The organism is Polaromonas sp. AER18D-145 (genome assembly GCF_002379095.1).
Classification (GTDB): Bacteria; Pseudomonadota; Gammaproteobacteria; order Burkholderiales; family Burkholderiaceae_C; genus Polaromonas.
Genome location: NZ_NBZV01000009.1, coordinates 13865 through 39211, shown reverse-complemented (window position 1 = coordinate 39211; position 25347 = coordinate 13865). Strand labels below are relative to the sequence as shown.

The 25347-nt window shown below is 64.5% G+C and carries 30 protein-coding genes; 18 read left to right on the top strand and 12 right to left on the bottom strand.

Features of this window, described 5'->3' with window-relative positions:
- Positions 1-377: 377 nt before the first annotated feature.
- Both B7G52_RS06995 and B7G52_RS06990 read left to right on the top strand, forming a co-directional pair.
- A complete protein-coding gene (locus B7G52_RS06995) occupies positions 378-986 on the top strand; it encodes a class I SAM-dependent methyltransferase (RefSeq protein ID WP_096696905.1) in 609 nt (202 codons plus the stop codon).
- A gap of 111 nt (positions 987-1097) precedes the next feature.
- Positions 1098-1475 carry a VOC family protein gene (locus tag B7G52_RS06990; RefSeq protein ID WP_096696904.1) on the top strand — a complete coding sequence of 126 codons (378 nt, stop codon included), beginning with the start codon at positions 1098-1100 and terminating at the stop codon, positions 1473-1475.
- 13 nt (positions 1476-1488) lie between these two features.
- On the opposite strand, the gene B7G52_RS06985 is transcribed toward B7G52_RS06990, so the two are convergent.
- Positions 1489-2541: a nucleotidyltransferase domain-containing protein gene (locus tag B7G52_RS06985; RefSeq protein WP_096696903.1), complete on the bottom strand. Its 1053-nt coding sequence runs from the start codon at positions 2539-2541 to the stop codon at positions 1489-1491.
- 178 nt (positions 2542-2719) lie between these two features.
- Here B7G52_RS06985 and B7G52_RS06980 point away from each other — a divergent pair, with 178 nt between their 5' ends.
- From B7G52_RS06980 to B7G52_RS06970, 3 genes are all read left to right on the top strand, one after another.
- Positions 2720-3481 carry a tRNA-uridine aminocarboxypropyltransferase gene (locus B7G52_RS06980; protein ID WP_096696902.1) on the top strand — a complete coding sequence of 254 codons (762 nt, stop codon included), beginning with the start codon at positions 2720-2722 and terminating at the stop codon, positions 3479-3481.
- 57 nt (positions 3482-3538) lie between these two features.
- On the top strand, positions 3539-4780 hold the full coding sequence (locus tag B7G52_RS06975; protein ID WP_096696964.1) for a Fic family protein: 1242 nt from the start codon (positions 3539-3541) through the stop codon (positions 4778-4780).
- 253 nt (positions 4781-5033) lie between these two features.
- A complete protein-coding gene (locus B7G52_RS06970; protein ID WP_096671011.1) occupies positions 5034-5285 on the top strand; it encodes a hypothetical protein in 252 nt (83 codons plus the stop codon).
- Between the two features lie 315 nt (positions 5286-5600).
- On the opposite strand, the gene B7G52_RS06965 is transcribed toward B7G52_RS06970, so the two are convergent.
- The gene (locus B7G52_RS06965) at positions 5601-6098 is read right to left on the bottom strand and encodes a hypothetical protein (RefSeq protein WP_096696901.1); all 498 of its coding nucleotides are present in this window, start codon (positions 6096-6098) and stop codon (positions 5601-5603) included.
- Positions 6099-6277: 179 nt separating this feature from the next.
- A complete protein-coding gene (locus B7G52_RS06960) occupies positions 6278-6991 on the bottom strand; it encodes a B3/4 domain-containing protein (protein ID WP_096696900.1) in 714 nt (237 codons plus the stop codon).
- 348 nt (positions 6992-7339) lie between these two features.
- On the opposite strand from B7G52_RS06960, the gene B7G52_RS06955 reads away from it, so the two are divergent.
- On the top strand, positions 7340-8119 hold the full coding sequence (locus B7G52_RS06955; protein ID WP_170954699.1) for an N-acetylmuramidase domain-containing protein: 780 nt from the start codon (positions 7340-7342) through the stop codon (positions 8117-8119).
- A 7-nt stretch (positions 8120-8126) separates the two neighbouring features.
- Here B7G52_RS06955 and B7G52_RS06950 read toward each other — a convergent pair whose 3' ends face one another.
- The gene (locus B7G52_RS06950) at positions 8127-8504 is read right to left on the bottom strand and encodes a hypothetical protein (protein WP_141397396.1); all 378 of its coding nucleotides are present in this window, start codon (positions 8502-8504) and stop codon (positions 8127-8129) included.
- Between the two features lie 213 nt (positions 8505-8717).
- Between B7G52_RS06950 and B7G52_RS06945 the strand changes: the two genes are divergently transcribed.
- Complete coding sequence (locus B7G52_RS06945) at positions 8718-9287, top strand: DUF1439 domain-containing protein (RefSeq protein ID WP_096696897.1); 570 nt, start codon at positions 8718-8720, stop codon at positions 9285-9287.
- 103 nt (positions 9288-9390) lie between these two features.
- On the opposite strand, the gene B7G52_RS06940 is transcribed toward B7G52_RS06945, so the two are convergent.
- Both B7G52_RS06940 and B7G52_RS06935 read right to left on the bottom strand, forming a co-directional pair.
- A complete protein-coding gene (locus B7G52_RS06940) occupies positions 9391-10089 on the bottom strand; it encodes an aspartate/glutamate racemase family protein (protein WP_096696963.1) in 699 nt (232 codons plus the stop codon).
- A gap of 72 nt (positions 10090-10161) precedes the next feature.
- The gene (locus tag B7G52_RS06935; protein ID WP_096696896.1) at positions 10162-10824 is read right to left on the bottom strand and encodes a TetR/AcrR family transcriptional regulator; all 663 of its coding nucleotides are present in this window, start codon (positions 10822-10824) and stop codon (positions 10162-10164) included.
- A 134-nt stretch (positions 10825-10958) separates the two neighbouring features.
- On the opposite strand from B7G52_RS06935, the gene B7G52_RS06930 reads away from it, so the two are divergent.
- The 7 genes from B7G52_RS06930 to B7G52_RS06900 all read left to right on the top strand — a co-directional run bounded on the left by B7G52_RS06930 (position 10959) and on the right by B7G52_RS06900 (position 15138).
- Positions 10959-11432: a VOC family protein gene (locus B7G52_RS06930; RefSeq protein ID WP_096696895.1), complete on the top strand. Its 474-nt coding sequence runs from the start codon at positions 10959-10961 to the stop codon at positions 11430-11432.
- A gap of 3 nt (positions 11433-11435) precedes the next feature.
- Positions 11436-11783, top strand: a complete 348-nt coding sequence (locus B7G52_RS06925; protein WP_096696894.1) for a GFA family protein — start codon at positions 11436-11438, stop codon at positions 11781-11783.
- A 79-nt stretch (positions 11784-11862) separates the two neighbouring features.
- Positions 11863-12288 (top strand): VOC family protein, encoded by a 426-nt coding sequence (locus B7G52_RS06920; protein ID WP_096696893.1) that lies wholly within the window; start codon positions 11863-11865, stop codon positions 12286-12288.
- A gap of 13 nt (positions 12289-12301) precedes the next feature.
- Positions 12302-12811 (top strand): DUF1579 domain-containing protein, encoded by a 510-nt coding sequence (locus tag B7G52_RS06915; protein WP_096696892.1) that lies wholly within the window; start codon positions 12302-12304, stop codon positions 12809-12811.
- Between the two features lie 111 nt (positions 12812-12922).
- A complete protein-coding gene (locus B7G52_RS06910) occupies positions 12923-13336 on the top strand; it encodes a GFA family protein (RefSeq protein WP_371328998.1) in 414 nt (137 codons plus the stop codon).
- Between the two features lie 93 nt (positions 13337-13429).
- Positions 13430-14380: an ABC transporter ATP-binding protein gene (locus B7G52_RS06905; protein ID WP_096696891.1), complete on the top strand. Its 951-nt coding sequence runs from the start codon at positions 13430-13432 to the stop codon at positions 14378-14380.
- The gene (locus B7G52_RS06900) at positions 14377-15138 is read left to right on the top strand and encodes an ABC transporter permease (protein ID WP_096696890.1); all 762 of its coding nucleotides are present in this window, start codon (positions 14377-14379) and stop codon (positions 15136-15138) included. The genes B7G52_RS06905 and B7G52_RS06900 overlap by 4 nt, the downstream gene beginning before the upstream one ends.
- Before the next feature lie 163 nt (positions 15139-15301).
- Here B7G52_RS06900 and B7G52_RS06895 read toward each other — a convergent pair whose 3' ends face one another.
- The gene (locus B7G52_RS06895; RefSeq protein WP_096696889.1) at positions 15302-15637 is read right to left on the bottom strand and encodes a collagen-like protein; all 336 of its coding nucleotides are present in this window, start codon (positions 15635-15637) and stop codon (positions 15302-15304) included.
- Positions 15634-15924, bottom strand: a complete 291-nt coding sequence (locus tag B7G52_RS23240) for a hypothetical protein (RefSeq protein ID WP_141397395.1) — start codon at positions 15922-15924, stop codon at positions 15634-15636. Before B7G52_RS23240 ends, B7G52_RS06895 begins: the two co-directional genes overlap by 4 nt.
- Between B7G52_RS23240 and B7G52_RS06890 the strand changes: the two genes are divergently transcribed.
- Complete coding sequence (locus B7G52_RS06890; protein WP_096696888.1) at positions 15923-16990, top strand: pirin family protein; 1068 nt, start codon at positions 15923-15925, stop codon at positions 16988-16990. The genes B7G52_RS23240 and B7G52_RS06890 overlap by 2 nt on opposite strands.
- A 63-nt stretch (positions 16991-17053) precedes the next feature.
- Here B7G52_RS06890 and gap read toward each other — a convergent pair whose 3' ends face one another.
- Positions 17054-18052 carry a type I glyceraldehyde-3-phosphate dehydrogenase gene (gap, locus tag B7G52_RS06885; RefSeq protein WP_096696887.1) on the bottom strand — a complete coding sequence of 333 codons (999 nt, stop codon included), beginning with the start codon at positions 18050-18052 and terminating at the stop codon, positions 17054-17056.
- A gap of 63 nt (positions 18053-18115) precedes the next feature.
- Positions 18116-20167 (bottom strand): transketolase, encoded by a 2052-nt coding sequence (gene tkt / locus B7G52_RS06880; RefSeq protein WP_096696886.1) that lies wholly within the window; start codon positions 20165-20167, stop codon positions 18116-18118.
- Positions 20168-20388: 221 nt separating this feature from the next.
- On the opposite strand from tkt, the gene murU reads away from it, so the two are divergent.
- Both murU and B7G52_RS06870 read left to right on the top strand, forming a co-directional pair.
- Entirely contained in the window at positions 20389-21081 is a 693-nt protein-coding gene (gene murU, locus B7G52_RS06875; protein ID WP_096696885.1) for an N-acetylmuramate alpha-1-phosphate uridylyltransferase MurU, read from the top strand.
- A gap of 16 nt (positions 21082-21097) precedes the next feature.
- Entirely contained in the window at positions 21098-22483 is a 1386-nt protein-coding gene (locus tag B7G52_RS06870) for an aminopeptidase P N-terminal domain-containing protein (protein ID WP_096696884.1), read from the top strand.
- Between the two features lie 15 nt (positions 22484-22498).
- On the opposite strand, the gene B7G52_RS06865 is transcribed toward B7G52_RS06870, so the two are convergent.
- Positions 22499-23101, bottom strand: coding sequence for a zeta toxin family protein (locus tag B7G52_RS06865; RefSeq protein ID WP_096696883.1), 603 nt, complete (start codon positions 23099-23101; stop codon positions 22499-22501).
- Positions 23102-23105: 4 nt separating this feature from the next.
- A complete protein-coding gene (locus B7G52_RS06860; protein WP_096696882.1) occupies positions 23106-23429 on the bottom strand; it encodes a hypothetical protein in 324 nt (107 codons plus the stop codon).
- 91 nt (positions 23430-23520) lie between these two features.
- On the opposite strand from B7G52_RS06860, the gene B7G52_RS06855 reads away from it, so the two are divergent.
- The gene (locus tag B7G52_RS06855) at positions 23521-25191 is read left to right on the top strand and encodes a sigma-54-dependent Fis family transcriptional regulator (protein ID WP_096696881.1); all 1671 of its coding nucleotides are present in this window, start codon (positions 23521-23523) and stop codon (positions 25189-25191) included.
- Positions 25192-25347 lie beyond the last annotated feature (156 nt).

The window sequence follows — 25347 nt, the reverse complement described above, 5'->3', positions numbered from 1 at the left end:
TTACCGTGACGGCGTCCATCCTGCGCCGAAGCCGCCGCGCCCTCTCTATTTCGATTGGCTGGCTGACCGCATGGGTGGTGCTTCGAGCGGCGCCAGCACCGAAGGCGGGGGCATGGATTGCGGGTCCCCGGATCGGGCCTGCCCCGGACTTGATCCGGGGTCCGGGGCAGGCTCTGCCCGCAATGACAGATCGGGGCGGTCGCATCCGCTGTATTCGCCGCATCATGTGCGGCGCATAGGGCCGAAAATCGACTCAAGTACCATGCGCATTGACCCGGGGCCTTGCCCCATTTCCCTTACACGCTGCCGAACGCCTCGTGCGCTGTTGCCGTCGCGCAGCATGCCGACGGCCTGAAAAAAGAAAGAAAGCAAAGCGCGTGAAATCTGCAAGTGATCAATGGTTCGACGAAGCGTATTACCAGCGCTATTACTTTGACGAGAAGACCGGCGTGGTGGACCCGGCGCATGCAGCGCGCCTGGGCACCTTTGTGTGCAGCTACCTCAAGTACCTGCGCGTGCCCGTGAAGCGGGTGCTGGACATGGGCTGCGGCATTGGCGTGTGGCGCGAGATTGTGGCCAAGCACTTTCCTGATGCGAGTTACCAGGGCGTGGAGTACAGCGCGTACCTGTGCGAACGGTTTGGCTGGGAGCGTGGGTCCGTGGTGGACTACGCTTCTGCCGAGCCGTTCGACCTGGTGATCTGCCAGGCCGTGCTGTCCTACCTGAGCCCGGCGGACCTGAAGCTGGCCCTGCACAACCTGGGCCGCTTGTGCCGGGGCGCGCTGTATGTAGAGGCCGCGACGCGCGAGGACTACGAGCGCGACATCATCGACGATGAACTTGCCGACCCGCGCCTGTATCGCCATCGGGCGGAGCTGTACCGGCGCGGCCTGCGGGAGGGCCTGACCGAATTGGGCGGCGGCGTGTGGCTGAGCCGCAAGCTCGATGTGCCGCTGTTTGAACTTGAATGCGCGGACAGCCGTTGAGAGCGTCCAGGTAGCCAGGCTCAAATCCCGACCGCCACCGCAAGTCCGCTCAAGTACCATACGCACAGCCTTTTTTTGCCCGCTTGCGGGTTCCCCACGGAGACAAAATCAATGTTCAGTCATGTCATGGTCGGCGTCAGTGACCTGGAAGCCTCGAAGAAGTTTTATGACGCGGTGCTGGGCACCTTGGGCATCGCCCCGGGCGTTGCCAACAAGAACCGCTATTTCTACCGCAGCCCGGGCGGCACTTTCGGCATCACCACACCCATCAACGGCGAGCCGGCCTGCCATGGCAACGGCAGCACCATCGGTTTCAAGCTGGAGTCTGCAGAACAGGGCGACGCCTTCCATGCGGCTGGGGTGGCGAACGGCGGCACGACGTGTGAAGACCCACCGGGCGTTCGCGAAACTCACCCGGGCAAGCCCTACCTGGCTTACCTGCGCGACCCGGACGGCAACAAGCTGTGCGTGATTCACCGGCCGGCTTGACCCGGCAACGTCATTAGACTCCGGCAACTGCCCGGTCAAGCCGTCCCTGAAAATCGCGGTCCGGGTACAAATCGGTCATCGCCTGGAAGCCCTCTTTCAAGCGCCGCCGCCAGCCGGGTCCTCGGGCGGTCACGTCGAGCCACAGGGCGGCAACTTCAGTGGCGTCGTGAACCAGCAAATAGTCCATCAACGCGGCGGCCTGCGCCACGTCCTTGCGCGCCTTGGTTCGCTGGATTTGCGGCCGCTCACCGTACACCAGCAACTTGTGCAGCGCATAACGCTGCGGGCGTGGAAGATTGACAACAATCGGGCCATTGCGGGCGATGAGCGTGCTTCGCACCGGATCTTGCAGCGACAGCTCCATGAAGCGCAAAGGCTGCATGGTCAGGTTCAGGCGTGGCACGGTGACCGGTGCATCTCCAGCCCTGCCGCGTGAGGTTAAAAAATCGAGGTCGAAATCCGGTTCATCCGCCTTTTTGAAGGACGTGTGCTTCTGGTTGGGTATAAACCCCATTTCCAGCGACTCTATGGTTGCTGTCGTGTCCAGCTTCAGGTTTTCAGGCAGCGCCAACGAGACATTGCGTCCGGCGTGGGCGAAGTCGAGGTCCAGCGTGGCGGTACCCGCACTCCAGCGCACACCCAGAATGTTCTGGTAGGCCAGAAAAGCATGGGTGCCGACAAGAATGGCACCGGCAGAAAACAGGCCACCGTCTGCAAGGCGCTCGATCACACGTGCATGTTTGGGTGGAATGTCGGCACAGCCCAGCTCAATCGCGGCTCTGGTCATGCGCACCATCTGCTGTTTGGCAAGCTTTGCCGCCGGGTCGGCATGGCGCTGGATCAGGGCACGGGTTGCGGCGTCGTCCGGGCCCACATAGGACTGGCGCAATTCGCCGTCCGGCATTTTGACCTGGTAGTACCAGTAGGCGCGGCCAGAAACATTCTTTTTGGCAAATCCGCCTGGCAGATCAGCAATGCTGCGCTTTAAATCCGCCTGCCGCGCGGCATCGTCCACTCCGGCAAAAGCGGTCTGGGCAGCAGCGGAAAGCTCTTCATAAAGCGGCATATACTACCTTTATAGTTTTGGTAGTATAGTGTGTAAAATCCGTAGCGGCACTTGGAGACACTGTTTCAGACAGCACCGGGTTGAGCACCGGTCATTGCGCGTGCAGTGATACCCCATTGCTGCAGTGCGCCCCTACTCGACCAAGCTTGCCCCAACCTTCGCTTGCCCCAACCTTCGCATGCCCCAAGCCCCCCACGTCCTCCCTCATGCGGTCAGCCGCCTGCGCAGCGCGCGCCTGGCGCGCAGCTCCAAACCGTTTCTGGCGCGCGGCGGCCCGCGCGGGGAGCGCTGCGCTGGTTGCCGGCTGGTTCCCAGCCACTGCCTATGCGCCTTGCGTCCGGCCGTGGCTGTGCGGGCGGGCGTGTGCCTGGTTATGGCCGACATCGAGCCGCTCAAGCCCAGCAACACCGGCTGGCTGATTGCCGATGTGGTGGCCGACACCTTTGCCTTTGGCTGGGCGCGCACCGAGGTTGATCCGGCGCTACTGGCCCTGCTGGCCGATCCGCAGTGGCAGCCTTATCTGGTGTTTCCGGGGGAGTTTGTGGCGCAGGAGCGGGTGGTGACGGCGCTGCTGCCCGCCGAGGCTTTGGGCGGCACGCCGGCCAGGCGCCCGCTGTTTGTGCTGCTCGACGCCACCTGGCCCGAGGCGCGCAAGATGTTTCGCAAAAGCCCTTACCTCGACAAGCTGCCGGTGCTGAGCCTGCAGAGCGAGCAGTTGTCCCGCTACCGCCTGCGCCGCTCGCAGCGCGATGCGCACTTCTGCACCTCGGAGGTGGGCGCGCTGTGCCTGGAGCTGGCCGGCGACACCCAGGCGGCGCAGACGCTGGAGGCTTACCTGGACGTGTTCACCAACCACTACCTGCGCGCCAAGCAGCAGTTGCCGGTGGACCTGGAAGATGCGGCGCACCAGCGGCTGCTGGCCCTGTTACCCGGTTTTTGAGCCGCAATTTGGGAAATGCGGCTCATTTTTTGAGCCGTATTGTTTAAAATGCGGCTCATGGCCACCAACACCCTCGCCCCCCAGCCCCGCTACATCTGGCAGCACCCGGCCTGGCCCGCGCTGGTGTTTGACGCTGTTGCCATGGCGCCTGAGCTGGACCTGGCGCGGATGGAACAAGGCAAATTGTTGGGCCTGCTGGAGGCCATTGGCCTGGGACAGGCACAAGAGGTGCGACGTGAGCTGTGGGTGCAGGAGGCCATCGCCACCGCAGCCATTGAGGGCGAGCAGTTGAATCTGGAATCGGTGCGATCATCAGTGGCACACCGGCTGGGCTTGACGGATGCGCCCAGCCATGACCGGCATGTGGACGGTCTGGTGTTGGTTATGCAAGACGCCATAGAAAACCACCAGAGCGCGCTGGACCTGGACCGCCTGTGCCGCTGGCAATCAGCCTTGTTTCCCGGGGGCACCTCCGGCATCACGCGCATTGCCGTGGGGCGCCTACGCAGCCATGCGGACGCCATGCAAATCGTCAGCGGGCCGCTTGGGCGGGAGGTGGTTCACTATGAGGCCCCGCCTTCGAGTCAGGTGACCGGCCAGATGGAACAGTTTCTGGCGTGGTTTGAGGCCACCCGGCCCACACAAGGCGCCGCACCGAATCTGCATGGTGTTGCCCGCGCGGCACTTGCGCACCTGTGGTTTGAGACCATTCACCCATTTGAAGACGGCAACGGCCGGATCGGTCGCGCGCTGGTGGACATGGCTTTGGCGCAAGACATGCACGCGCACGACCACGGCGCTGATGTGTCCCAGGTGCGCGTGTTTGGCATGGCCCGTCAGATGCTGAAGACCCGCGCCGCCTATTACGACGGGCTGAACACGGCGCAGTGCATCCGGCGGCCGAAGCCGCAGGGCGAAACGATCGACGTGACGACCTGGGTGCGCTGGTTTATACAGGCATTTGTCCAGGGCTGCAGAACCTGCCAGACGGTGGTACGGCAAGCAGTGGACAAGTCCGCCTTCCGCCTGCAGGCCGCGCAATGTGGTCTGAATGCGCGGCAACACTGGGTGCTGGACCGCTTGCTGGAAGCCGGCAACGCGGAGCTGGGCGGCGGCTTTTTGGGCGGCATGACTCCCGAGAAGTACGCCAAGATCACCGGGACATCCAAGGCCACCGCCACGCGGGATCTGACCGACTTGCTGGCCAAGGGGCTGCTGCGCGGGCAAGGCGCGGGCAAGGCCACGCGATATGCGGTCAATGTGCCCGGTTGGCAGCAGCCCGCTGAAACGTCAAATTAACCTGCGTGCGGTTGATCGGTGGTGGGGATGTCAGCGCCTGGCAAGGCACCGCAAGACACCAGCCAACGCCTGCGCAGACTCTGCACTACGAAGACTTGCCGCGAGGCGACATGCACCTGCCGAACAAGCGGGGGCACGGGTTGCGGCGAGAAAGCGCCATGACCGGCAGGCAGAAGGCGCGACAATGGAGCCCACCACGCCCAGCCTTGTGCCCGCACCGGCCAGGCGTCACCCCCACCTCAAGAGCCCCACCATGACCGACGACCTGAACCGAAAGACCGAACTGAAAAAAATGGAGTTGTGCGACTCGTGCGCCGGCATCCAGCGCAACTGGCGCAAGGCCCCCGGGCACCCGGAGCTGGTGCAGGGCGCCAACCGCCAGGAAAGGCGCGGCGGCGCGCTGGTCACCGTCACCAAGTACCGCTGTGACCGCTGCGGCACGGCATGGGAGTACGAGAACGACAAGGCCAACCTGAAGGCGGGCTGGTCGGTGGTGGGGCGCTAGGCACGCTGCATACTCCTGTTTTGATAGCTGCTTGCGCAGGTAGAACAAGGGCTGGCGGCCGATTTTGCTTGAATGCCGCTGACTTGAACCGTTCACCCTGAGCTCGGCCTGTCCTGAGCCTGTCGAAGGGTCGAAGGACTCGTCGTCAAACTCAGGGCCGGCTTCGACAGGCTCAGCCCGAACGGGGATGGCGGCGCTTCAATGAACAGCATCGGACATAGCTTGAAAACCTTCAGGCGCCCATAAAAAAAGACAGGCCAGGCCTGTCTTTTTTGTTTTGGCTTGCGCGGCTGCTGGCAGCCGCTGCGTCGCTGTTTACTTGCTGCCAGCGGCTTTCACGTCGGCCTTGGCTTCTGCCTTGACAGCGCCGGTTTCGACCTTGGCGGTGGCCTTGTCAGCGGTGGCGTTGGCCTTGACGGTTTCCACTTTGGCGTCGGCCTTGATGATGGTCTTGTCGGCTTTGGCGTCGGCATTCACGCTGGTTTTTTCAGCTTTGGCAGTGGCCTTGGCTTTGTCATCTGCGTCGGCCTTGGCGGCTTTGGCTTGTGCCTTGGCTTTGGTCGTGGCGGACTTGGTCACGGCCTTGGTTTTCTTTTCAGCAGCGTTGACTTCTGCCTTTTCAACCTTGGTGTCGGCCTTGGCGTCAACCTTGGCTTCGCTTTTCACAGCAGCTGCCACGGACTTGTCGGCCTTGGCTTCTGCCTTGACCACCGCAGGCGTCGCAGGCACGGCTGGGGTAGCGGGCGCGGCGGCTTGCGCAAATGCAGCGCCGGTCACCAGGGTAGCGATCAGGGTGGCGAGTAATTTGTTCATGAGAGTCCTTTGAGTAAGCGAGTTGTGACCAGATGAAGTCATGATGATCCCGTGTACAACGTGTGGCGCGGCCGTCCTGACGACGCAAGACACATGCTGTTTCAAGACAGCACGCGCGCTTTACATGGTGTTGCTGGAGACAGGGCCATGGCTGCACCGCCATGACCCAGGCCGGGTTGTCAGCGCGCTGCCGGTGCCTGCAGCTCGAAGCGCGGTGCAGACCGGGTCAGCAGGCGGGCCTTGGCCGTGGCGGCGGGCCAGGCCGCAGGCACTTCGTGCATGAGCGCGGCGATCAGCGTGCGCATGTCTTCGTAGGCCGACTCGTGCAGGGCTTCGGCAACGATCAGCACCGTGCTGGTGTCGGCGCTGACGGCCGACAGACTGCTCTGCCGGTTGGTCCAGCGGCGCGCGTGGGCGTTGTCGGCCTCGTCGGCAAAAATAATTTCATGGGCATCGGGGTGCTCGACCTCGCCGGCGAAGGTCTGGTAATGCTCGAGGCCGGTGGTGTAACGCACTTGCAGGTCGCCCACCACTTTGGACAGGTCGAACACGGCCACCGGAATGGCAAAGGCCGCCGAGACCGCGTTGCACAAGTCCACCAGCGGGTGCAGCCGCGGCAGGGCCCCTTCCTTGCGCAGGCGACGCAGCAGCGCCTCGGCCGCACAGCGGTACTTGGTGGGCTTGAGCCCCATCTTGGAGAACACCTGGCGCCAGGCCTTGATCTCCGGCAGCTCGCCTTCGCCGCTGCGGGCCAGCCGCGCCGCGGCGATGCCGCTGAAGCGCGCCACCTGCGGGCCGACCGCCGCCTTGCTGCTGATGCCCCGGACAAACATGGCGCCCGGTACCAGCTCGGGGCACTGGGTCCAGATCTCGTTGGAATGGCTGAAAAACATATGCTTGCCTCTTTGCTGCTGATGATGGGCCAGCCGGCCGATTCCCGCAACGGCGCGCTGACGCTCCTGTTGTTATAGCTGCCTTCCCCCGTATTCATTGGGCCGGCGGCCGATTGGATGCTTCAACCCGCCACCGCGTGCTGCGCGGCGGAACGGATGGTGTGCCGCAAAAACATCATTCACCCGCTGGTTCTACGGCCGCTGCACCGCGCGTTTTTATCCTCCATTTGGGGGATGCCAAATCGCCGCCAGGCCGCTACAACCGGGAGCATAACAACTCTCAAAAACACGCCTGCTTTCAGGAGCGCATCGCTCCTGCATCACGGGCGGCAGAAAGGAAATTGGCTCATGGTGTTTACAGGCAAAGCGTCACCGCTGTCGCAACAGGGAATCGAAACGGTGCTCGGCCGGCTAGGGGTGGACGCCCCCGCGCTCTGGGCTGTGCTGACGGTTGAAACCAGTGGCTGCGGCTTCCTGCCGGATCGGCGACCCAAAATCCTGTTCGAGCGCCATTGGTTCAGCCGGCTCACGAATGGGCGCTTCGATGGACAAGCGCCCGACATCAGCAACCGCAGCGCGGGGGGTTACGGGAATGGCGGCGCTTCCCAGTATGAGCGGCTCACCCGGGCCATGATGCTCGACCGCGAGGCGGCGCTGAAAAGCACGTCATGGGGCCTGGGCCAGGTGATGGGGTTCAACGCCAGCAAGGTCGGCTCTGCCAGCGTGGATGCACTGGTCAGCGCCAGCCTGGCGTCGGAAGATGCGCAGCTCGACGCCATGGCGGGTTTCATCGAGCAGGGGGATCTTGCGCGGCATCTGCGCAACGCCGACTGGGTGCAGTTTGCCTTCAGCTACAACGGGCAGGATTTCCAGAAAAACCGCTACGACGAGAAGCTGGCGCTGGCCCACAAACGCTACCAGCTCGGGCCTTTGCCCGACCTGGCGGTGCGCACCGTCCAGCTGGCGCTGATGCTGCTGGGTTATGGCGGCGCGCGGTTTGTGGATGGGTGGTACGGAGAGGCCACGCAGAAGTCGCTGGTCAGGTACCAGCAGCGTGCCGGGCTGCCGGCTTCCGGCGTGCCCGACGACGCCACCATGGCCCGCCTGTCCGCGAACCTCGGTTGGTAGAACCGGCTTACCTGCGGCGCGGATCGTTGGGCCAGCGGTCTGAGCGGTCGCGCGCTCCGTCGCCATCACGGTCATGATCGCGTGCGCCGTCGCGGTCCCGGTCGCCATGGCCACGGTCGTGGTGCGACGCGTGCGGCGGCGGTCTATGCGGAAAGGCGCGCGGCACCGGAACCGGCACCACCACCACAGGCGCAGGCCGGCTGTAGCCGCGCGGGTAGTCGTTGGCATACCCACGGCGCTGGTACACGCCTTCGATGTACACCGGCTGCTCCACCACCATGGGCGGGCCACCGCCATGGGTCGGGTAAGTCGGGTAGGCCGGCACCGGGTAAACGGCGCAGCCGGACAGGCCGGCCACGGTCAAAACCAGAAGAGTCGTTTTCATGATGTGTCCTGACACCCGTCCACAAGCAGCCGGGTTGATGCATTGAGCGCGCGGCAGGTGTCGTGCATGTGTTGGCTTGTAGGCGGCTCATGTCTGCACGTAACGGGATGTGCCCGACAACCGCATCAGCAGGGCGGGTATGCGCTGCGACAGCACAGTCGCGGCGCACAATGACCGATTGCATGCTCGCATGCGCTTCCCAATGAAGGACCGATGAAACGCAGACTGTTGTTGACCCTGCCCGGCTGGATTGCCTTTGCCGGTGTCGCGCGCGCCGCCCCGCCGGACGCGCCCGGCGGGACCGGCTACAAGGTGACGCTGGAACAGCTGCAACAGGCCCTGGCGCAGCGCTTCCCGCGGCGTTATGAAATGGGCAGCCTGCTGAACCTGAATGTGCAGGCGCCGCGCGTGCGCCTGCTGCCCGAGCTGAACCGCCTGGGCACCGAGATGGTGGTGGACGCGGCCGGCCCGGCGCTGGCACGCACCTCGACCGGTACTTTCGACGTGGACTTTGCGCTGCGTTACGAAGCCAGCGACCAGACGCTGCGCGCGCACCAGATACGGCTCAACGCCCTGCGCCTGGACGACATGGCGCCCGGCCCGGCGGCGCTGCTGCAGGCGTACGCCCCGACCCTGGCCAGCCAGGCGCTGAAAGAAGTGGTGCTGCACAAGCTCAAGCCGCAAGACCTCATGCTGACCGACGGCCTGGGGCTGGAGCCCGGCAGCATCACCGTCACGGCCAAGGGGCTGACGATTGCCCTGGTGCCCAAGAAAATGCTGTGAGCCGGCGGCCGCTGCCGTACGCGGCTTGAGTCCGCCCACCGGTTGCTTCATTTTCGATAGCAACTTGCGTAGGTAATGATTGGGCTGCGGGCCGATTTTATGCCTAAATGGTGCCGTGCACCGCACGCTGCAGCGCCGCCCGCGCCAGCAGGCGCGTGGAGTCCAGCGTGGGCAGCGGCGAGTTGCCGTCGTTGATGATGAGCGGGATCTCGGTGCAACCGAGCACCACCGCGTCGCAGCCTTCGCTTTTCATTCTTTCCATCACGCGCAGGAAACTGGCCACGGCCTCGGGCCGGACAATGCCGTACACGAGTTCGTCCATGATGATGCGGCCCAGCTCGTCGCGCTCGGCATCGTTCGGCCGCAGGTACTGCAGCCCGCGCGCGCCCAGCTTGTCCGGGTAGACCGCGCTGTCCACCAACCAGCGGGTGCCGGTGATGCCGATGCGGCGAAAACCGCGCTGCACGGCCTCTTGCGCCACCACCTCGGCAATGTGCAGCCAGGGCAGCGGCGAGCGCGGCGCCGCATAGTCAAAGGCCTGGTGGATGGTGTTGTCGGGGCAGATCAGGAAGTCGGCGCCAATGGCTGTGAGCTTGTAGGCAGAGTCCAGCATCAGCTCGCCCACGCCTTTCACGTCACCGCGCTCCAGGCAGTCCACGTACGCGGCGAGCGAGGGCGTGTGCATGGAAATTTCGGGGTGCGCGTGGGGTCCGAGCAGCTGCGCCCCTTCGGCGCAAATGGTGCGGTAACAAAGCGCCGCACCTTCCGCGGAGCAGCCGACGATTCCGATGTGTTGCGGCATGGGCTGGGGCATGGGGTGACTCCTGTTCGCGTGTCGCCGTATTTTCCACAGGGTTTGAAAGAAAGGGACGGCTCACAGCCCCTTTTCGACCATGTCGAGCAGGCGCTGGCCGACCAGTTGCATTTGCGGGCCGATCACCGGGCCCAACGGCCCGTCGATGACCAGCATGGCCAGGCCGTGCACGGCGGACCAGGCCAGGAACTCGGCGCCGGGTCGGCGCTCCGGCGGCATCACACCGGCGGCAACCAGCTTGTCGAGCGCGGCGCCCAGCAGTTCAAACGGGTTCAGGCCGCCCGGGCCGGCCTTGTCGGGGTCGCGCGGGGCTTCGCCCTTCATGTCGTCGGAGGCGGCAAAGGCGGTGCGGAACAGCCCGGTCTCAAGCTGGGCAAAACGCAGGTAGCCGGTGCCGACGGCGCGCACGCTGGCGCGGGCGAAGTCGGCCGGCCCCAGGCCGGCGGGCACGGCGGCCAGTTCGGCCTCCATGGCCTGGGCGACGGCCGACAGCGCGGCCGCACGCACCGCCTGCAGCAGGGCCTGGCGGCTGGCGAAATGCCGGTAGGCGGCGTTGGGCGCCACCCCCGCGCGGCGCGTGGCCTCGCGCAGCACCACGGCCTCGGGCCCACCCGCGCGCGCCAGCTCGATGCCGGCTTCCAGCAGCGCGCGGCGCAGGTCGCCGTGGCGGTAGGTGCTGCGGGCCGGCGACGTGATCGGCGACGTGATGGACAGGGCTGTCATGGTTTGTTACTTTTTATGTGGACGCCGTCCATTATCTTTGTTATTCTTTTGTGGACGGTGTACACAAGACCTTCTCGCTACCCCTGTTTGACGACGCAGGCAATGGTTGGCCAGCGATTCCAAGGAGCACTCCCATGCAAAAAATCACGCCCTTTCTGTGGTTCAACGACCAGGCCGAGGAAGCCATGAACTTCTACACCTCCATCTTCAGGAACTCGAAGGCGGGGGACATCAGGCGGTATGCCGAAGGCGGGCCCGCACCCAAGGGCACGGTGATGTCCGCCAGTTTCCAGATCGAGGGGCAGGAGCTGATCGCGTTCAACGGCGGCCCGCACTTCAGCTTCACGCCGGCCATCTCGCTGTTTGTCGACTGCAAGACGCAGGAAGAAGTCGATGAGCTCTGGGACAAACTCTCCGAAGGCGGGCAGCCCCAGCAGTGCGGCTGGGTGACCGACAAGTTCGGCCTGTCCTGGCAGATCATCCCCTCCGCGCTGGGCGAGATGCTGCAGGACAAAAATGGCACCAAGTCGAAGGCCGCCATGCAGGCCATGATGAAGATGCACAAGATTGACGTGCAGCGCCTGCAGCACGCTTTTGAGGAGGCCTGAAGCATGGTCTACCAGGGCAGCTGCCATTGCGGCAAAGTCGCGTTTGAAGTGGAAGGCGAACTCACGGGGGCCATGGAATGCAACTGCTCCATCTGCACCCGCAAGGGCGCGCTGATGTGGTTTTTGCCGCGCGAGAAGCTGCGCCTCCTCACGCCGGAAGACGCGATGGCCACCTACACCTTCAACAAACATGTCATCGGGCACCGCTTCTGCCGGACCTGCGGGATTCATGCCTATGGCGAGGGTGTGGACCCCAAAGGAAACCGCATGGCCGCGGTCAATGTCCGCTGCCTGGACGGGGTGGATCTCGCCGCCATCCCCGTCCAGCACTTCGACGGGCGGGCCAAGTAGGGCCGCAGGACCCACGCACGAACGCCCCTTCATCCACTGATTCACCAACTCACTGACTCACTGAACCCGGGAGATCACCATGCTTGTCCAACCCTATCTGTTTTTTGACGGCCGCTGCGAAGAGGCCCTGACGTTTTACAAGACCGCGCTGGGCGCCGAAGTGACGGCGATGATGCGCTTCAAGGAGAACCCCGAGCCACAGCAGCCGGGCATGTGCCCCCCGGGCTCGGAGGACAAGATCATGCATTCCAACCTGCGCATCGGCGACACGCAGGTGATGGCCTCGGACGGCATGGCTTTCGGCGGCAAGCCGGAGTTCAAGGGGTTTTCGCTGACGCTCACCGCGCCCACCGACGCGGAGGCGGCGCGCCTGTTCAAGGCGCTGAGCGACGGCGGGCAGGTGCAGATGCCGCTAGGCAAGACCTTTTACGCCTCGTCCTTTGGCATGGTGACCGACCGCTTCGGCGTGGGCTGGATGGTCATCAACCCGCTGCCCACGCCCTGAAAGGAGTGTTGTCATGTCCAGTACCGAACAAGACCCCTGCGCCGCCGCGGCGGCGCAGGCCCAGCACCGCTGGCTGCAGCAACTGGTAGGCGAATGGACGTTTGAGGGCCAGGCGGACATGGGCCCGGGCCAGCCGCCCATGAAACACTCGGGTCAACAAACCGGGCGCAGCCTGGGCGAGTTGTGGGTGCTGTGCGAAAGCCATGGCAGCATGCCCGACGGCAGCCCGGCCCACATGCTGATCACGCTCGGGTACGACCCGCAGAAAAGCGCCTTTGTCGGAACCTTCGTCGGTTCGATGATGACGCACCTGTGGCACTACGCGGGCTCGCTGGACGCGGCCGGAAAGGTGCTGACGCTGGATACGGAAGGCCCGTCGTTCAGCGGCGACGGCACGCTGGTGCGTTACCAGGACATCATCACCCTGCAGGGGCCCGACACGTACGAGCTGGCCTCGCAGGTGATTCAGGCCGACGGCAGCTGGAAGCGTTTCATGACGGCCACCTACCGGCGGGTGAAGTAAAACAGCGATTGAATGACAGGCGCATCCATGAACGCCATACAGCCCCTGACGTCGGCCAAAGAGAGGGCCTTGAGCAACGAGGTCCGCTTCCCCAAGCCCTGAATATTTACCATGACGATCCCGATGAAAAAAGCTTTCCATGGCAGCTGCCACTGCGGCGCCGTCCGCTTTGAGGCCGACATTGATTTGAGCGCCAGTACCTACCGCTGCAACTGCTCGATCTGTTCACGCAACCGTTTCTGGCCGGCGATCGTCGCGCCCGAAGAGTTCCGGCTGCTGTCGGGCCAGGGGGAACTGACCCAATACCTGTTCAACACGATGCGCAACGAACATCTTTTCTGCAAACACTGCGGGGTGCGCCCCTTCGGCATCGGCAAAACCCCCGATGGCCGCAGCATCTACGGCGTGAACCTGGGCTGCCTGGAAGACGTGACGCCCGAAGAACTGGCCGCGGCCCCCATCACCTATGTGGACGGCAAACACGACAACTGGTCCCAGGCGCCTGCCATCACCAGCTACCTGTGACGCTGGCCCGGCGCGAGCAGCCTTCATGCGATCCAGTTACAGTGGCGCAGGCCGGCGAAGCTTCATCGCGCCGGCAACAACCGGAACCCCGATTTGCCAGACATTATTTCCATTGAACAACTCAGCAAGGTGTACGCCTCGGGCTTCGAAGCCCTGAAGTCGGTGGACCTTCGCATTCGGCGCGGCGAAATTTTTGCCCTGCTCGGCCCCAACGGCGCCGGCAAGACCACGCTGATCAACATCGTCTGTGGCATCGTACGCGCCAGCTCGGGCCGGGTGACGGCCGACGGGCATGACATCGTGCACGACTACCGCGCCGCCCGCGCCAAGATCGGGCTGGTGCCACAGGAGCTGTCTACCGACGCTTTTGAAACCGTGTGGGCGACCGTGAACTTCAGCCGGGGCCTGTTTGGCAAGCCGCCGAATCCGGCCTACATCGAGAAGGTGCTGCGCGACCTGTCGCTGTGGGACAAGAAGGACAGCAAGATCATGGCGCTGTCGGGCGGCATGAAACGCCGCGTGCTGATCGCCAAGGCCCTGTCGCACGAGCCGACCATTCTTTTCCTTGACGAACCCACGGCCGGCGTGGACGTGGAGCTGCGGCGCGACATGTGGCAGATGGTGCGCGATCTGCGCAGCAAGGGTGTCACCATCATTTTGACCACGCACTACATCGAGGAAGCCGAGGAAATGGCCGACCGCATCGGCGTGATCAGCAAGGGCGAGCTGATTCTGGTGGAGGACAAGGCCGTGCTGATGCGCAAGCTCGGCAAGAAGCAGCTGCGCCTGCAGCTGCAGGCACCGCTGCAGCACATACCGCAGGCGCTGGCCGGGTTGCCGCTGGCGCTGGAAGGGGAGGGCCACACCCTGGTCTACACCTTCGACACCCAGAGCGAGGAAACCGGCATTGCGGCACTGCTCAAACAACTGGCCGAACTGGGCATCGACTTCAAGGACCTGCACTCGAGCGAGAGTTCGCTGGAAGACATCTTCGTGAGCCTGGTGCATGCCGACAAACCGGCCACCCTGAAGGAGGCCGCATGAACTGGCACGCGGTCCGCGCCATCTATCGTTTCGAGATGGCGCGGACCTTCCGCACGCTGACCCAGTCCATCGCCTCGCCGGTGCTGTCGACCTCGCTGTACTTCGTGGTGTTCGGTGCGGCGATTGGTTCGCGCATGGGCGACATCGACGGCATCAGCTACGGCGCCTTCATCATTCCCGGCCTCATCATGCTGTCGCTGCTCAATGAAAGCATCTCCAATTCCGCTTTCGGCATCTACATGCCGAAATGGTCGGGCACGATCTACGAGCTGCTGTCGGCGCCGGTGTCGTCCATGGAGGTGGTGATGGGCTACGTGGGCGCGGCGGCCAGCAAGTCCGTCATGCTGGGCCTGCTGATCCTGGCGACCGCGCGCCTGTTCGTGCCGTATGAGATTGCGCATCCTTTCTGGATGCTCTGCTTTTTGCTGCTGACCGCGCTGACCTTCAGCCTGTTCGGCTTCATCATCGGTCTCTGGGCCGACAACTTCCAGAAACTGCAGGTGGTGCCGCTGATGGTGGTGACGCCGCTGACCTTTCTGGGTGGCGCGTTTTACTCCATCAACATGCTGCCGCCGCTGTGGCAGAAGATCGCCTTGTTCAATCCCGTGGTCTACCTGATTAGCGGATTCCGCTGGAGCTTTTACGGCGTGGCGGACGTCAACGTCGGCATCAGCGTCGCCGCCATCCTGGGCTTCCTGGCGCTGTGCCTGGGCGCCGTCTGGTGGATCTTTCGCACCGGCTGGAAATTGAAGGCCTGATGAAGGCCTGATCAAGGGGTGAACCCGGCACCTGCGCCATGCCTGCCCGGCCATGAAAAAGGCCCCAGTCACCTCGGTGCTGGGGCCTTTTTCATGTGGTGCACCGGTGGCGCACCCGCATCACGCCAGCCAGCCCCGAAAGGGCTGGCCGCGCGATGAAAGCTTACTTTTGCGGGACAACAATCACGGTGTCGCCGGTAGCGCCAGTCGCGCCGGTGGAACCGGTAGCGCCCGTGGCACCCGTAGCGCCAGTCGCGCCGGTAGCACCACCGCTAGGGCCGGTGGAACCAGTCGCGCCGGTGGAGCCGGAGGAACCTGTTGCGCCGGTGTAGCCCGTCGAACCGGTCGAGCCCGTAGCGCCGGTGGAACCAGCTTCGCCAGCAGGGCCGGCAGGACCGGGAACGGTCACCACGGCAGGAGGAGGCGTGACCACCGTGCGGTCACAAGCGGTCAGGCCAAGGGTAGCGACCAGGGCGGCCAGCAGAATGGAATATTTCATGGGAGTCTTTCGGAATTTGAGCGAAAAATGCGCGCGAAATTGTGCGCAGGCAGTTTTTCCTGCCTCGGCCTTGAACTGCCTAAAATAATTTCTGGGTAGATGCACAGGACGAACAGTAAATCTACCTGCGGTGCGGGCCATGCCCTGTAGGACGAACCCACAATGGCGTGTCCCCAATTGGCCGGTGTGGCCGGAATCCCCAGTTCGCGTGGGTGCACGCGAAGCGGCTCCGGCACGGGAAAACAGATGCCGGTAAGCTCTGAGTTGACTCCTGAAAGCAACGCCATGTCCTCTTCTTCCCATACGCCCCCTCCCATTGTTCAGATCAAGCCTCTCGGTTTTCCGTGGGAGACGATGGACCCGTTTTTGTTCTGCGCCTACCACGACGACGCCTACCCCAAGGCCAACGCCGAAATGGGGCCGGCGGTCTCGCTGGCGGGCCGGGCCATCGGCCAAGACTTTTCGCGCAAGGACGACTGGAGCATGTACCACGGCGCCACGGTGCCGGGCTTTCCGGCCCACCCGCACCGCGGCTTTGAGACCGTCACCATCGTCCGCAAGGGGCTGATTGACCATTCGGACTCGCTGGGTGCCACCGCGCGTTTCGGCCGCGGCGATGTGCAGTGGCTGACGGCCGGGCAGGGCATTGTGCATTCGGAAATGTTTCCCCTGCTTGACGCCACCGCAGCCAACCCGCTGGAGCTGTTCCAGATCTGGCTGAACCTGCCCCGGCAGAGCAAGATGGCCAAGCCGCACTTCACCATGTTCTGGTCGCAGGACATTCCGCGCCTGAGCGCCACCGACGCGGAAGGCCGCCGCACCGAGGTGGCGGTGATTGCGGGGCAGCTCGCTGATGCCGCTGCGCCGCTGGCTCCGCCACCCGACTCGTGGGCCGCCCAGGACGACGCCGACGTGGCGATCTGGACGCTGCGCATGGCCCCCGGCGCGCGCTGGACGCTGCCCGCCGCCGCGGGCGAAGGCACACGGCGCCAGCTGTATTTTTTCAAGGGCAGCGCCGTCACCATCGCCGGCCAAACCGTCACCGCGCATGCGGCCATCGAGCTGCGCGCCGATGCGGCGGTGGAACTGCGCAACAGCGGCAGCGACGAGGCCGAGTTTTTGCTGCTGCAGGGTAAACCGATTGCCGAGCCGGTGGTGCAGTACGGCCCGTTCGTGATGAACACCCAGGCCGAAATCGCCCAGACCCTGGCGGACTACCAGCGCACACAATTCGGCGGCTGGCCGTTTGCCGACGACGCGCCCGTGCATGGGCGCGACCCACTGCGGTTTGCGAAGCACCCGGATGGACGTGAAGAAAGGCCGTCAGGGACGCCGGAGATCACTGGCGCTTGAAGTGATACCGCAAACAAAAAAACGCGCCCCAAGGCGCGTTTTTTTATTGCTGCTGGCGGCGAATTATTTCGCGACCACGCGCACCATCTCCAGGCACTTGTTGGAGTAGCCCCATTCGTTGTCGTACCAGGCGACGATCTTGACGAAGGTGCTGTCCAGCGCGATGCTGGCGTCGGCGTCAAACACGCTGGTGCAGGTCTCGCCGCGGAAGTCGGTGGCGACCACCTTGTCTTCGGTGTAACCGAGGATGCCCTTGAGCGCGCCTTCGCTTTGCGCCTTCATCTCGGCACAGATTTCTTTCAGCGTGGCTTCCTTGTTCAGCTCGCAGGTCAGGTCCACCACCGACACGTCGGAGGTCGGCACACGGAAAGACATGCCGGTGAGCTTTTTGTTCAGCTCGGGAATCACCACGCCGACGGCCTTGGCTGCGCCGGTGCTCGAGGGAATGATGTTTTCCAGGATGCCGCGGCCGCCGCGCCAGTCTTTGTTGCTCGGGCCGTCCACGGTTTTCTGGGTGGCGGTCGCTGCATGCACGGTGGTCATCAGGCCGCGCTTGATGCCCCACTTGTCGTTGAGCACCTTGGCCACGGGGGCCAGGCAGTTGGTGGTGCAGCTGGCGTTGCTGATGATGGCCTGGCCGGCGTAGGTCTTGTCGTTGACGCCGTAGACAAACATCGGCGTGTCGTCTTTGGACGGGGCCGAGAAGATGACTTTTTTGGCGCCGGCAGCCAGGTGTTTTTCACCCGAGGCCTTGTCGAGGAACAGGCCGGTGGCCTCGAGCACGATGTCGGCGCCGATTTCGTTCCACTTCAGGTTGGCGGGGTCGCGCTCCTGCGTCAGGCGGATCTTCTTGCCGTTGACGATCAGGGTGTTGCCTTCGACCGAGACCTCGCCCTTGAAGCGGCCATGCACCGAGTCGTACTGCAGCATGTACTTGAGGTAGTCCGGCTCGAGCAGGTCGTTGATGCCGACGATCTCGATGTCGCTGAAGTTCTGCACGGCGGCACGCAACACGTTGCGCCCGATGCGGCCGAAGCCGTTGATACCTAGTTTGATGGTCATCTGCTTTTGCTCCTGGAAGTTAAAAACCGGGGTCTCCGTGCGGCCCTCGGGCCGCCACGATGCTTATTTTTTCGACAATACCTTGCGCACGGTGTCGGCCACGTTCTCGGGCGTGAAGCCGAAGTGTTTGAACAGCACCGGGGCCGGGGCCGACTCGCCGTAGCTGTCGATGCCGACCACTGCGGCGCAGCCGTATTTCCACCAGCCGTCGGTGACGCCCATCTCGACCGCGATGCGCGGAATGCCTTCGGGCAGCACTTCCGACTTGTAGGCGGCTTTTTGCTTGTCAAACGTGGTGGTGCTGGGCATGGAGACCACACGCACGGCGATTTTGTAAGTGGCCAGCAGCTCCTGTGCCTTCAGCGCCAGTTGCACTTCGGAGCCGGTGGCAATGATCACGGCCTGGGCTTTTTTGTTCAGCCCGACTTCGGTGGGCTCGGAGAGCACATACGCCCCCTTGCTGATTTGCCCGAGGTCGTCTTTCGGTGCATAGGGCAGGTTCTGGCGGCTCAGCAGCAGGGCGGTCGGCTTGGCCTTGTTCTGCAGCGCCACGGCCCAGGCAACGGCGGTTTCGGCCGTGTCGCCCGGACGCCAGACGTCGAGGTTGGGGATCAGGCGCAGGCTGGCGGCGTGTTCGATCGACTGGTGGGTCGGGCCGTCTTCACCGAGGCCGATGGAGTCGTGCGTGAACACGTGCACCACGCGGATTTTCATCAGCGCGGCCATGCGGATGGCGTTGCGGCTGTAGTCGCTGAAGGTCAGGAAGGTACCGCCGTAAGGGATGTAGCCGCCATGCAGCGCGATGCCGTTCATGATGGCGGCCATGCCGAACTCGCGCACGCCGTAGTTGATGTGGCGGCCGATGACCTTGCCGCCGTCGGCTGCGTCGGTCATGACGACGTCGCCGGCCAGGTCAAAACGCAGGGCCGGCGTGCTCTTGGTGTTGGTCAGGTTGGAGCCGGTCAGGTCGGCCGAGCCGCCCAGCATTTCCGGCAGGCCGGCGGTGAAGGCTTCCAGCGCGAGCTGGGAGGCCTTGCGCGACGCCACGGTCTCGGCCTTGGTGTGGGCACCAACCACGGTGTCCACCGCGATCTGCGCGAAGGCGCGCGGCAGCTCGCCCTTCATGCGGCGCGTGAATTCGGCCGCCAGCTCGGGGTGCGCCACCTTATAGGCGGTGAATTTCGCGTCCCAGGCGGCTTCCAGCGCCAGGCCTTTGGCCTTGGCGTCCCAGGCGTCGTAGGCCTCCTTGGGCAGCTCGAACGGGGCGTGCGTCCAGCCCAGCGCCTCGCGCGTGAGCTTGATTTCTTCCGCGCCCAACGGCTCGCCGTGGGCCTTGGCGGTGTTGGCGCGGTTCGGGGAGCCCTTGCCGATATGGGTCTTGCAGACGATCAGCGTGGGTTTGTCGGCGCTGTTCTTGGCGTCGGTGAGGGCGCGCGTGACGGCCTCCACGTCGTGCCCGTCGATCGGGCCGATCACGTTCCAGCCGTAGGCGGCAAAACGCAGCGGGGTGTTGTCGACAAACCAGGGCGTGACCTGGCCGTCGATGGAGATGCCGTTGTCGTCGTACAGCGCGATCAGTTTGTTGAGTTTCCAGGCGCCGGCCAGGGCGCAGGCCTCGTGGCTGATGCCTTCCATCAGGCAGCCGTCGCCCATGAAGACATAGGTGTGGTGGTCGACGATGCTGTGGTCGGCCTGGTTGAATTCCGCCGCCATCAGCTTCTCGGCCAGCGCCATGCCGACGGCGTTGCTCAGGCCCTGGCCCAGCGGGCCGGTGGTGGTTTCAATGCCGGGGGTGTAGCCGAACTCGGGATGGCCCGGCGTCTTGCTGTGCAGCTGGCGGAAGTTTTTCAGTTCCTTGATCGGCAGGTCGTAGCCGGTCAGGTGCAGCAGCGCATAAATCAGCATCGAGCCGTGGCCGTTGGACAGCACAAAACGGTCGCGGTCGAACCAGTGCGGGTTGTGCGGGCTGTGCTTCAGATGGCGGCCCCAGAGTGCGACCGCCATGTCGGCCATGCCCATGGGCGCGCCGGGGTGGCCGGAGTTGGCCTGCTGCACGGCATCCATGGCCAGAGCGCGGATGGAGTTGGCCATGAGGGATGTGGGGGTGTCAGCCATTGCTTGAAGTCCAGGGTGTGTGAAGGTCGCAGCGCCCGGTGCCGGCTCGGCCACCGGCAAAACCGGGCACTCGGGAAAACCCCTGATTTTACGGGATGCCACTCCGCGCGGTTTGACGGCACGCCGCCAGCCTCGAATGCTATGGATTTGGTAGCTGATAGCGCCCGATGCGCATGGGAAGAGGGCTGTTTTTCCTTATAAGCCGTCATAATTCAGGCCACATGAGCACCCAAGCCCTGATTTTGGCCGCCGGTCGCGGCGAACGCATGCGTCCGCTGACCGACCACCACCCCAAACCGCTGCTGCACGTGCAGGGCAAGCCACTGATTGTGTGGCACCTGGAGCGCCTGGCGCGTGCGGGTGTCACGGACGTGGTGATCAACACCGCCTGGCTGGAGGAGCAGTTTCCCGCGGCGCTGGGCGACGGCAGCGCCTTCGGCCTGCGCATCCGTTACTCGCACGAAGGTGCACGTTTTGGCGGTGCGCTGGAAACCGCGGGCGGCATCGCCACCGCCCTGCCGCTGCTGCAGGACGCGCTCTTCTGGCTGGTGGCCGGTGACGTGTTCATGCCGGGCTTTGATTTTCCGGCGGCCGACGCGCAGCGTTTTGCCGCCTCCAGCGCGCTGGCGCACATTTACCTGGTGCCCAACCCGCCGCACAACCCCAGGGGCGACTTTGGCATCGCTGCCGACGGCCTGGCGCTGACGCGTGCCGATCAACAGTTCACCTACAGCACCGTGGGCCTGTACCGCCCGGCCCTGTTTAGCGACACGCCGGCCGGCCAGAAAGCCGCACTGGCGCCGCTGCTCCGCCAGGCCATGCAAAGCGGCGATGTCACCGCGGCGCTATATTCAGGCGCATGGACCGACGTGGGAACCCCCGAACGCCTGGCCGAACTGAACATCCCCCGTTAGGAAAACGCTTTTACCCATGACCACCATCTACGAAAAACGCCGCGCCGCCGTGGCACGCGCCCTCAAGGCGGCCGGTGGCGGCATCGCCCTGCTGCCCACCGCCCCCGAAGTGGCGCGCAACCGCGACAGCGGCTTTCCTTACCGGCACGACAGCTACTTTTATTACCTGACCGGTTTTGACGAGCCGGGCGCCTGGCTGGCCATCGAGGCTAACGGCCACAGCACGCTGTTTTGCCAGCCCAAGGACATGGAGCGTGAGATCTGGGACGGCATCCGGCTCGGCCCCAAGGCCGCCCCGGCCGCACTCGGCGTGAATGCTGCTTTCAGTGTCGACACCCTCGAAGACAAGATGCCCGGGTTGCTGACCAACCAGCAGGCCGTGTGGTTTCCATTTGCCACGCACAAGGGCCTGGAAACCCAGGTCGACGGCTGGCTGGCCAAGGTGCGCGCGCGCATCCGCTTCGGCGCCGAATGCCCGCAAAGCCAGCATGACCTGTGCAAGCTGCTCGACGAGATGCGCCTGACCAAGGATGCGCACGAGGTGGCCATCCTGCGGCGTGCCGGCGCCATCTCGGCCGGCGCCCATGTGCGCGCGATGCAGACTTCGGCGGCCATGCTGCGCCAGGGCATCCCGGGCGGGCTGCGCGAGTACCACCTTGAAGCCGAGTTGCTGCACGAGTTCCGCCGCCACGGCTCGCAGTTTCCGGCCTACACCAGCATCGTCGCTGCCGGCGCCAATGCCTGCGTGCTGCATTACAGGGCGGGCAACGCCGAGCTCAAGCCGGGCGAGCTGTGCCTGATCGACGCGGGCTGCGAGCTCGACGGCTATGCCAGCGACATCACCCGCACCTTTCCGGCCGGCGGCAAGTTCACGCCGGCCCAGCGCGTGCTGTACGAAATCGTTCTGGAAGCGCAATACGCCGCGGTGAAGGTGACCAAACCCGGCAAGCGTTTCACGGACCCGCACGACGCGGCCACGCGTGTGCTGGCCCAGGGCATGCTCGACACCGGCCTGCTGTCCAAGGCCAAACACGGCAAGGTCGACGACGTGCTGGCCTCGGGCGCCTACCGCCAGTTCTACATGCACCGCACCGGCCACTGGATGGGCATGGACGTGCACGACTGCGGCGACTACACCGAACCGGGCAGCAAGCCGCGCGAAGAAAAAGACGCGCTGGGCCAGACCGTGATGCGCAAGCCCTCGCGCATCCTGCGCCCCGGCATGGTGACCACCGTCGAGCCCGGCATTTACGTGCGGCCCGCCAAGGGTGTGCCCAAGGAGTTCTGGAACATCGGCATCCGCATCGAGGACGATGCGCTGGTCACGGCCAAAGGCTGCGAACTGCTGACGCGTGGTGTGCCGGTGGAGGCCGATGAGATTGAAGCGTTGATGCGGGGGTAGGCCCGCTGCCAGGCATCAGCCGACCTCCGCAACGCCCAACACCGTTTGGGCCCAGCGCGGCAGCTGATCGGCGAAGATGGTCACCTTGGCTCCCTCGCACATCGCGACCATGTATGGTCCGCCGTCCTCCAGATCCCGCCCTTCATAGAGATACGCCACCGTCGCCAGGCTGACTGCGTGGGACAGATGACTCAAGGTGCGGGGATAGCGCGCGAGTATTTTGTCAGGTGGCACAAAATGCCCGCCTTCCTGCACACGGCCTTGCACCCGCGCCAGCAGGCGCTGGGGGTCGTCCAGTGCCACGACATACAAAGCCACCACGTAGCCTTGCGCAAGCGCCTCGTCAATCAGGGCCAGCTTGGACTCATGGGAAAAAACCGTTTCGCTGACGAATGACTCGTCACCGGCAAGTTTGATCGCGCGTTGCGCGTCGGCCCAGTCTCTGGCGGCTTGTGAACGCCGCACAGGATCGATGATGTGTTGCAGGTGCTCACGCTCAAAAAGATCAGCGTTAATAAATGCCAAGTCGGCGCTGAAGATGCCATCGCGCACCAAGGCGCGGTAAAGGGTGGACTTGCCCGCGCCATTGGGACCCGCCAGCAGATGGAAAACCGGCATGCAGCTAGCTGGCGAGTTTGCGGTTTTCTTCCACCACTTCCCGTACCCGTTGTGCCAGCGAGCCGCTTACTTCTGCCGCCAGCAAGCGGCTGGTCAGGTCTGCCACGGTGCGCGTTTGTTGTGCCTGGCGCGCTGCGGCTTCATAGCCCTCAATCGCTGCGCGCGCCTCTTGAACCGTCAAGCCCGAATGCTCGACCACGCGGCCTAAAGTGGCCCAGTATTCGATCTGACCCGCGGCCGAGCGCCGTAGGGGCTGCGCTGCCTCGCGCGCCTGCTCGACCAGGGCCGTGGGAAGTTTGACAGAGGCAAAGTTGCTGGGTGTGGCCATGATTAACTCCTTTATGGCGCATTTTGCGCCATTCAGGATAAAGTTGCAACAGGCGGCGTGGAGGATGGCTGGGTTATTGCTTGTCGGGAACATGGCCCAGTCCACCTTCCCCGCCAAACCCGCCGCCGACCCGCAGTGGCGTGCCCAGGAGCTGCTGCTCATGAGCGAGGTCATGCGACTGGTTGGCAAAAGCCTGGCGCCCGAAGTGGTGATGCGCGAGATGCTGCACCTGATGTCGGAGTTGCTGGGCCTGAACCGCGGCCGCATCGTGCTGGCCGATTTCGTGGGCGACATTGCCCTGCAGGGGCTGGCGGACCGCAAGCCGGCAGACCGCCCCGCCGGTGCACCCGCACCGGCCTCGGCCATCCGTTATGCCTACGGCCTGACAAAAACCGAAATGGCGCGCGGGCGTTACGGCCCGGGCGAAGGCATCACCGGCCGCGTGCTGGCCACGGCGCAGCCCATCATCGTGCAGGATATCGACGCCGAGCCGCAGTTCCTGGCGCGCTCCGTCGCACGGGCGCAGCTGCCGCCCGACACCGTCGCCTTCATTGCGCTGCCGATCGAGGTCAACCGAGAGGTCATCGGCGTGCTGGCCTGCCACCGCATCCGCAGCCGCGACCGGCAACTGGCGGACGATGTGGCCGTGCTGAAGATCCTGGCCACGCTGGCCGGCCAGCTGCTGCAGCTGCAGGCACTGGTGGCCGAGAAAACGCGGGCGCTGCAGGCCAAAAACCAGTTGCTCACCCGCGCGCTGGAAACGGCTGCCGCGCGCTACGGCATCATCGGCACCTCGCCGGCGCTGCTGCAGGCGCTTGGCGAGCTGGAACGCGTCTCCGAGGCCACGGCCAGCGTGCTGCTGCTCGGTGAGTCGGGCACCGGCAAGGAGCTGTTTGCGCGCGCGGTGCATCTGTCCAGCCAGCGGCGCGACCAGCCCTTCATCAAGGTCAACTGCGCGGCGATTCCCGACACGCTGTTCGAGTCCGAGCTGTTCGGTTATGAGCGCGGCGCCTTCACCGGCGCGCAAAACGCCCGCGCCGGCTGGTTCGAGCAGGCCGACCGCGGCACGATTTTTCTCGACGAGATCGGCGAGATGCCGCTGGCCCTGCAGACCAAGCTGCTGCGCACGCTGCAGGAAGGCACCATCGTGCGGCTGGGCGGCAAACGCGAGATCAAGGTGACGGTGCGCGTGGTGGCCGCGACCAACCGCGACCTGGCGCAGGAGGTGCAGCGCGGCAGCTTCCGGCGCGACCTGTTTTACCGGCTCAACGTGATCCCGATCCGCCTGCCCTCGCTGCGCGAACGCCGGCAGGACATCCGCGCGCTGGCCGTCCATTTTTTAAGCCGCATCAACCAGGCCAACCAGCGCAATGTGAGCCTGTCCGCGGCGGCGCTGGCCCGTCTCGAACAACACCCCTGGCCCGGCAACATCCGAGAACTGGGCAATGTGATCGAGCGCCTGGTGCTGCTGACCGACAGCGCCATGGTCTCCGTCGAAGAGCTAGCGCGGTTTTTGCCGCACGAGCAGGACGGCCGAACGCCAGGCCAGCCGGTGGCCCCACAGCAAGCTGCGGCTGCGGCTTCGGCGCCCGTGGTCCGTGACTACCTGGCCGCGCAATCGCACCCGGCGGCGCAGCTGCAGCAGGCCTTGCGCGAGCATGGTGGCAACCAGTCACGCGCCGCCCAGGCGCTGGGGCTGACGGTGCGGCAGTTCAGCTACCGGTTGCGCAAACTGGGTCTGCACAATGTCGACAATGTGTAGACATTGTGTCGGCCGGGCAGGCGCCGGGGTTTCCGGGGGAACGCTTGTTTGCTACTGAATTAATAGCTGTCTGCGCCCACTGGATAAGGGCTGACAGCCTTTTTTATCATTGATCTTCAAAACGGAACGAGATGGCACGCGGGTTGCAATGAGGGG

Bases quoted from the DNA above. Each gene is read 5' to 3' on its own strand.
- B7G52_RS06990 (WP_096696904.1), top strand. From the start codon at position 1,098: ATGTTCAGTCATGTCATGGTCGGCGTCAGTGACCTGGAAGCCTCGAAG.
- B7G52_RS06985 (WP_096696903.1), bottom strand. From the start codon at position 2,541: ATGCCGCTTTATGAAGAGCTTTCCGCTGCTGCCCAGACCGCTTTTGCC.
- B7G52_RS06980 (WP_096696902.1), top strand. From the start codon at position 2,720: ATGCCCCAAGCCCCCCACGTCCTCCCTCATGCGGTCAGCCGCCTGCGC.
- B7G52_RS06975 (WP_096696964.1), top strand. From the start codon at position 3,539: ATGGCCACCAACACCCTCGCCCCCCAGCCCCGCTACATCTGGCAGCAC.
- B7G52_RS06970 (WP_096671011.1), top strand. From the start codon at position 5,034: ATGACCGACGACCTGAACCGAAAGACCGAACTGAAAAAAATGGAGTTG.
- B7G52_RS06965 (WP_096696901.1), bottom strand. From the start codon at position 6,098: ATGAACAAATTACTCGCCACCCTGATCGCTACCCTGGTGACCGGCGCT.
- B7G52_RS06960 (WP_096696900.1), bottom strand. From the start codon at position 6,991: ATGTTTTTCAGCCATTCCAACGAGATCTGGACCCAGTGCCCCGAGCTG.
- B7G52_RS06955 (WP_170954699.1), top strand. From the start codon at position 7,340: ATGGTGTTTACAGGCAAAGCGTCACCGCTGTCGCAACAGGGAATCGAA.
- B7G52_RS06950 (WP_141397396.1), bottom strand. From the start codon at position 8,504: ATGAAAACGACTCTTCTGGTTTTGACCGTGGCCGGCCTGTCCGGCTGC.
- B7G52_RS06945 (WP_096696897.1), top strand. From the start codon at position 8,718: ATGAAACGCAGACTGTTGTTGACCCTGCCCGGCTGGATTGCCTTTGCC.
- B7G52_RS06940 (WP_096696963.1), bottom strand. From the start codon at position 10,089: ATGCCGCAACACATCGGAATCGTCGGCTGCTCCGCGGAAGGTGCGGCG.
- B7G52_RS06935 (WP_096696896.1), bottom strand. From the start codon at position 10,824: ATGACAGCCCTGTCCATCACGTCGCCGATCACGTCGCCGGCCCGCAGC.
- B7G52_RS06930 (WP_096696895.1), top strand. From the start codon at position 10,959: ATGCAAAAAATCACGCCCTTTCTGTGGTTCAACGACCAGGCCGAGGAA.
- B7G52_RS06925 (WP_096696894.1), top strand. From the start codon at position 11,436: ATGGTCTACCAGGGCAGCTGCCATTGCGGCAAAGTCGCGTTTGAAGTG.
- B7G52_RS06920 (WP_096696893.1), top strand. From the start codon at position 11,863: ATGCTTGTCCAACCCTATCTGTTTTTTGACGGCCGCTGCGAAGAGGCC.
- B7G52_RS06915 (WP_096696892.1), top strand. From the start codon at position 12,302: ATGTCCAGTACCGAACAAGACCCCTGCGCCGCCGCGGCGGCGCAGGCC.
- B7G52_RS06910 (WP_371328998.1), top strand. From the start codon at position 12,923: ATGACGATCCCGATGAAAAAAGCTTTCCATGGCAGCTGCCACTGCGGC.
- B7G52_RS06900 (WP_096696890.1), top strand. From the start codon at position 14,377: ATGAACTGGCACGCGGTCCGCGCCATCTATCGTTTCGAGATGGCGCGG.
- B7G52_RS06895 (WP_096696889.1), bottom strand. From the start codon at position 15,637: ATGAAATATTCCATTCTGCTGGCCGCCCTGGTCGCTACCCTTGGCCTG.
- B7G52_RS06890 (WP_096696888.1), top strand. From the start codon at position 15,923: ATGTCCTCTTCTTCCCATACGCCCCCTCCCATTGTTCAGATCAAGCCT.
- B7G52_RS23240 (WP_141397395.1), bottom strand. From the start codon at position 15,924: ATGGCGTTGCTTTCAGGAGTCAACTCAGAGCTTACCGGCATCTGTTTT.
- gap (WP_096696887.1), bottom strand. From the start codon at position 18,052: ATGACCATCAAACTAGGTATCAACGGCTTCGGCCGCATCGGGCGCAAC.
- tkt (WP_096696886.1), bottom strand. From the start codon at position 20,167: ATGGCTGACACCCCCACATCCCTCATGGCCAACTCCATCCGCGCTCTG.
- murU (WP_096696885.1), top strand. From the start codon at position 20,389: ATGAGCACCCAAGCCCTGATTTTGGCCGCCGGTCGCGGCGAACGCATG.
- B7G52_RS06870 (WP_096696884.1), top strand. From the start codon at position 21,098: ATGACCACCATCTACGAAAAACGCCGCGCCGCCGTGGCACGCGCCCTC.
- B7G52_RS06865 (WP_096696883.1), bottom strand. From the start codon at position 23,101: ATGCCGGTTTTCCATCTGCTGGCGGGTCCCAATGGCGCGGGCAAGTCC.
- B7G52_RS06860 (WP_096696882.1), bottom strand. From the start codon at position 23,429: ATGGCCACACCCAGCAACTTTGCCTCTGTCAAACTTCCCACGGCCCTG.
- B7G52_RS06855 (WP_096696881.1), top strand. From the start codon at position 23,521: ATGGCCCAGTCCACCTTCCCCGCCAAACCCGCCGCCGACCCGCAGTGG.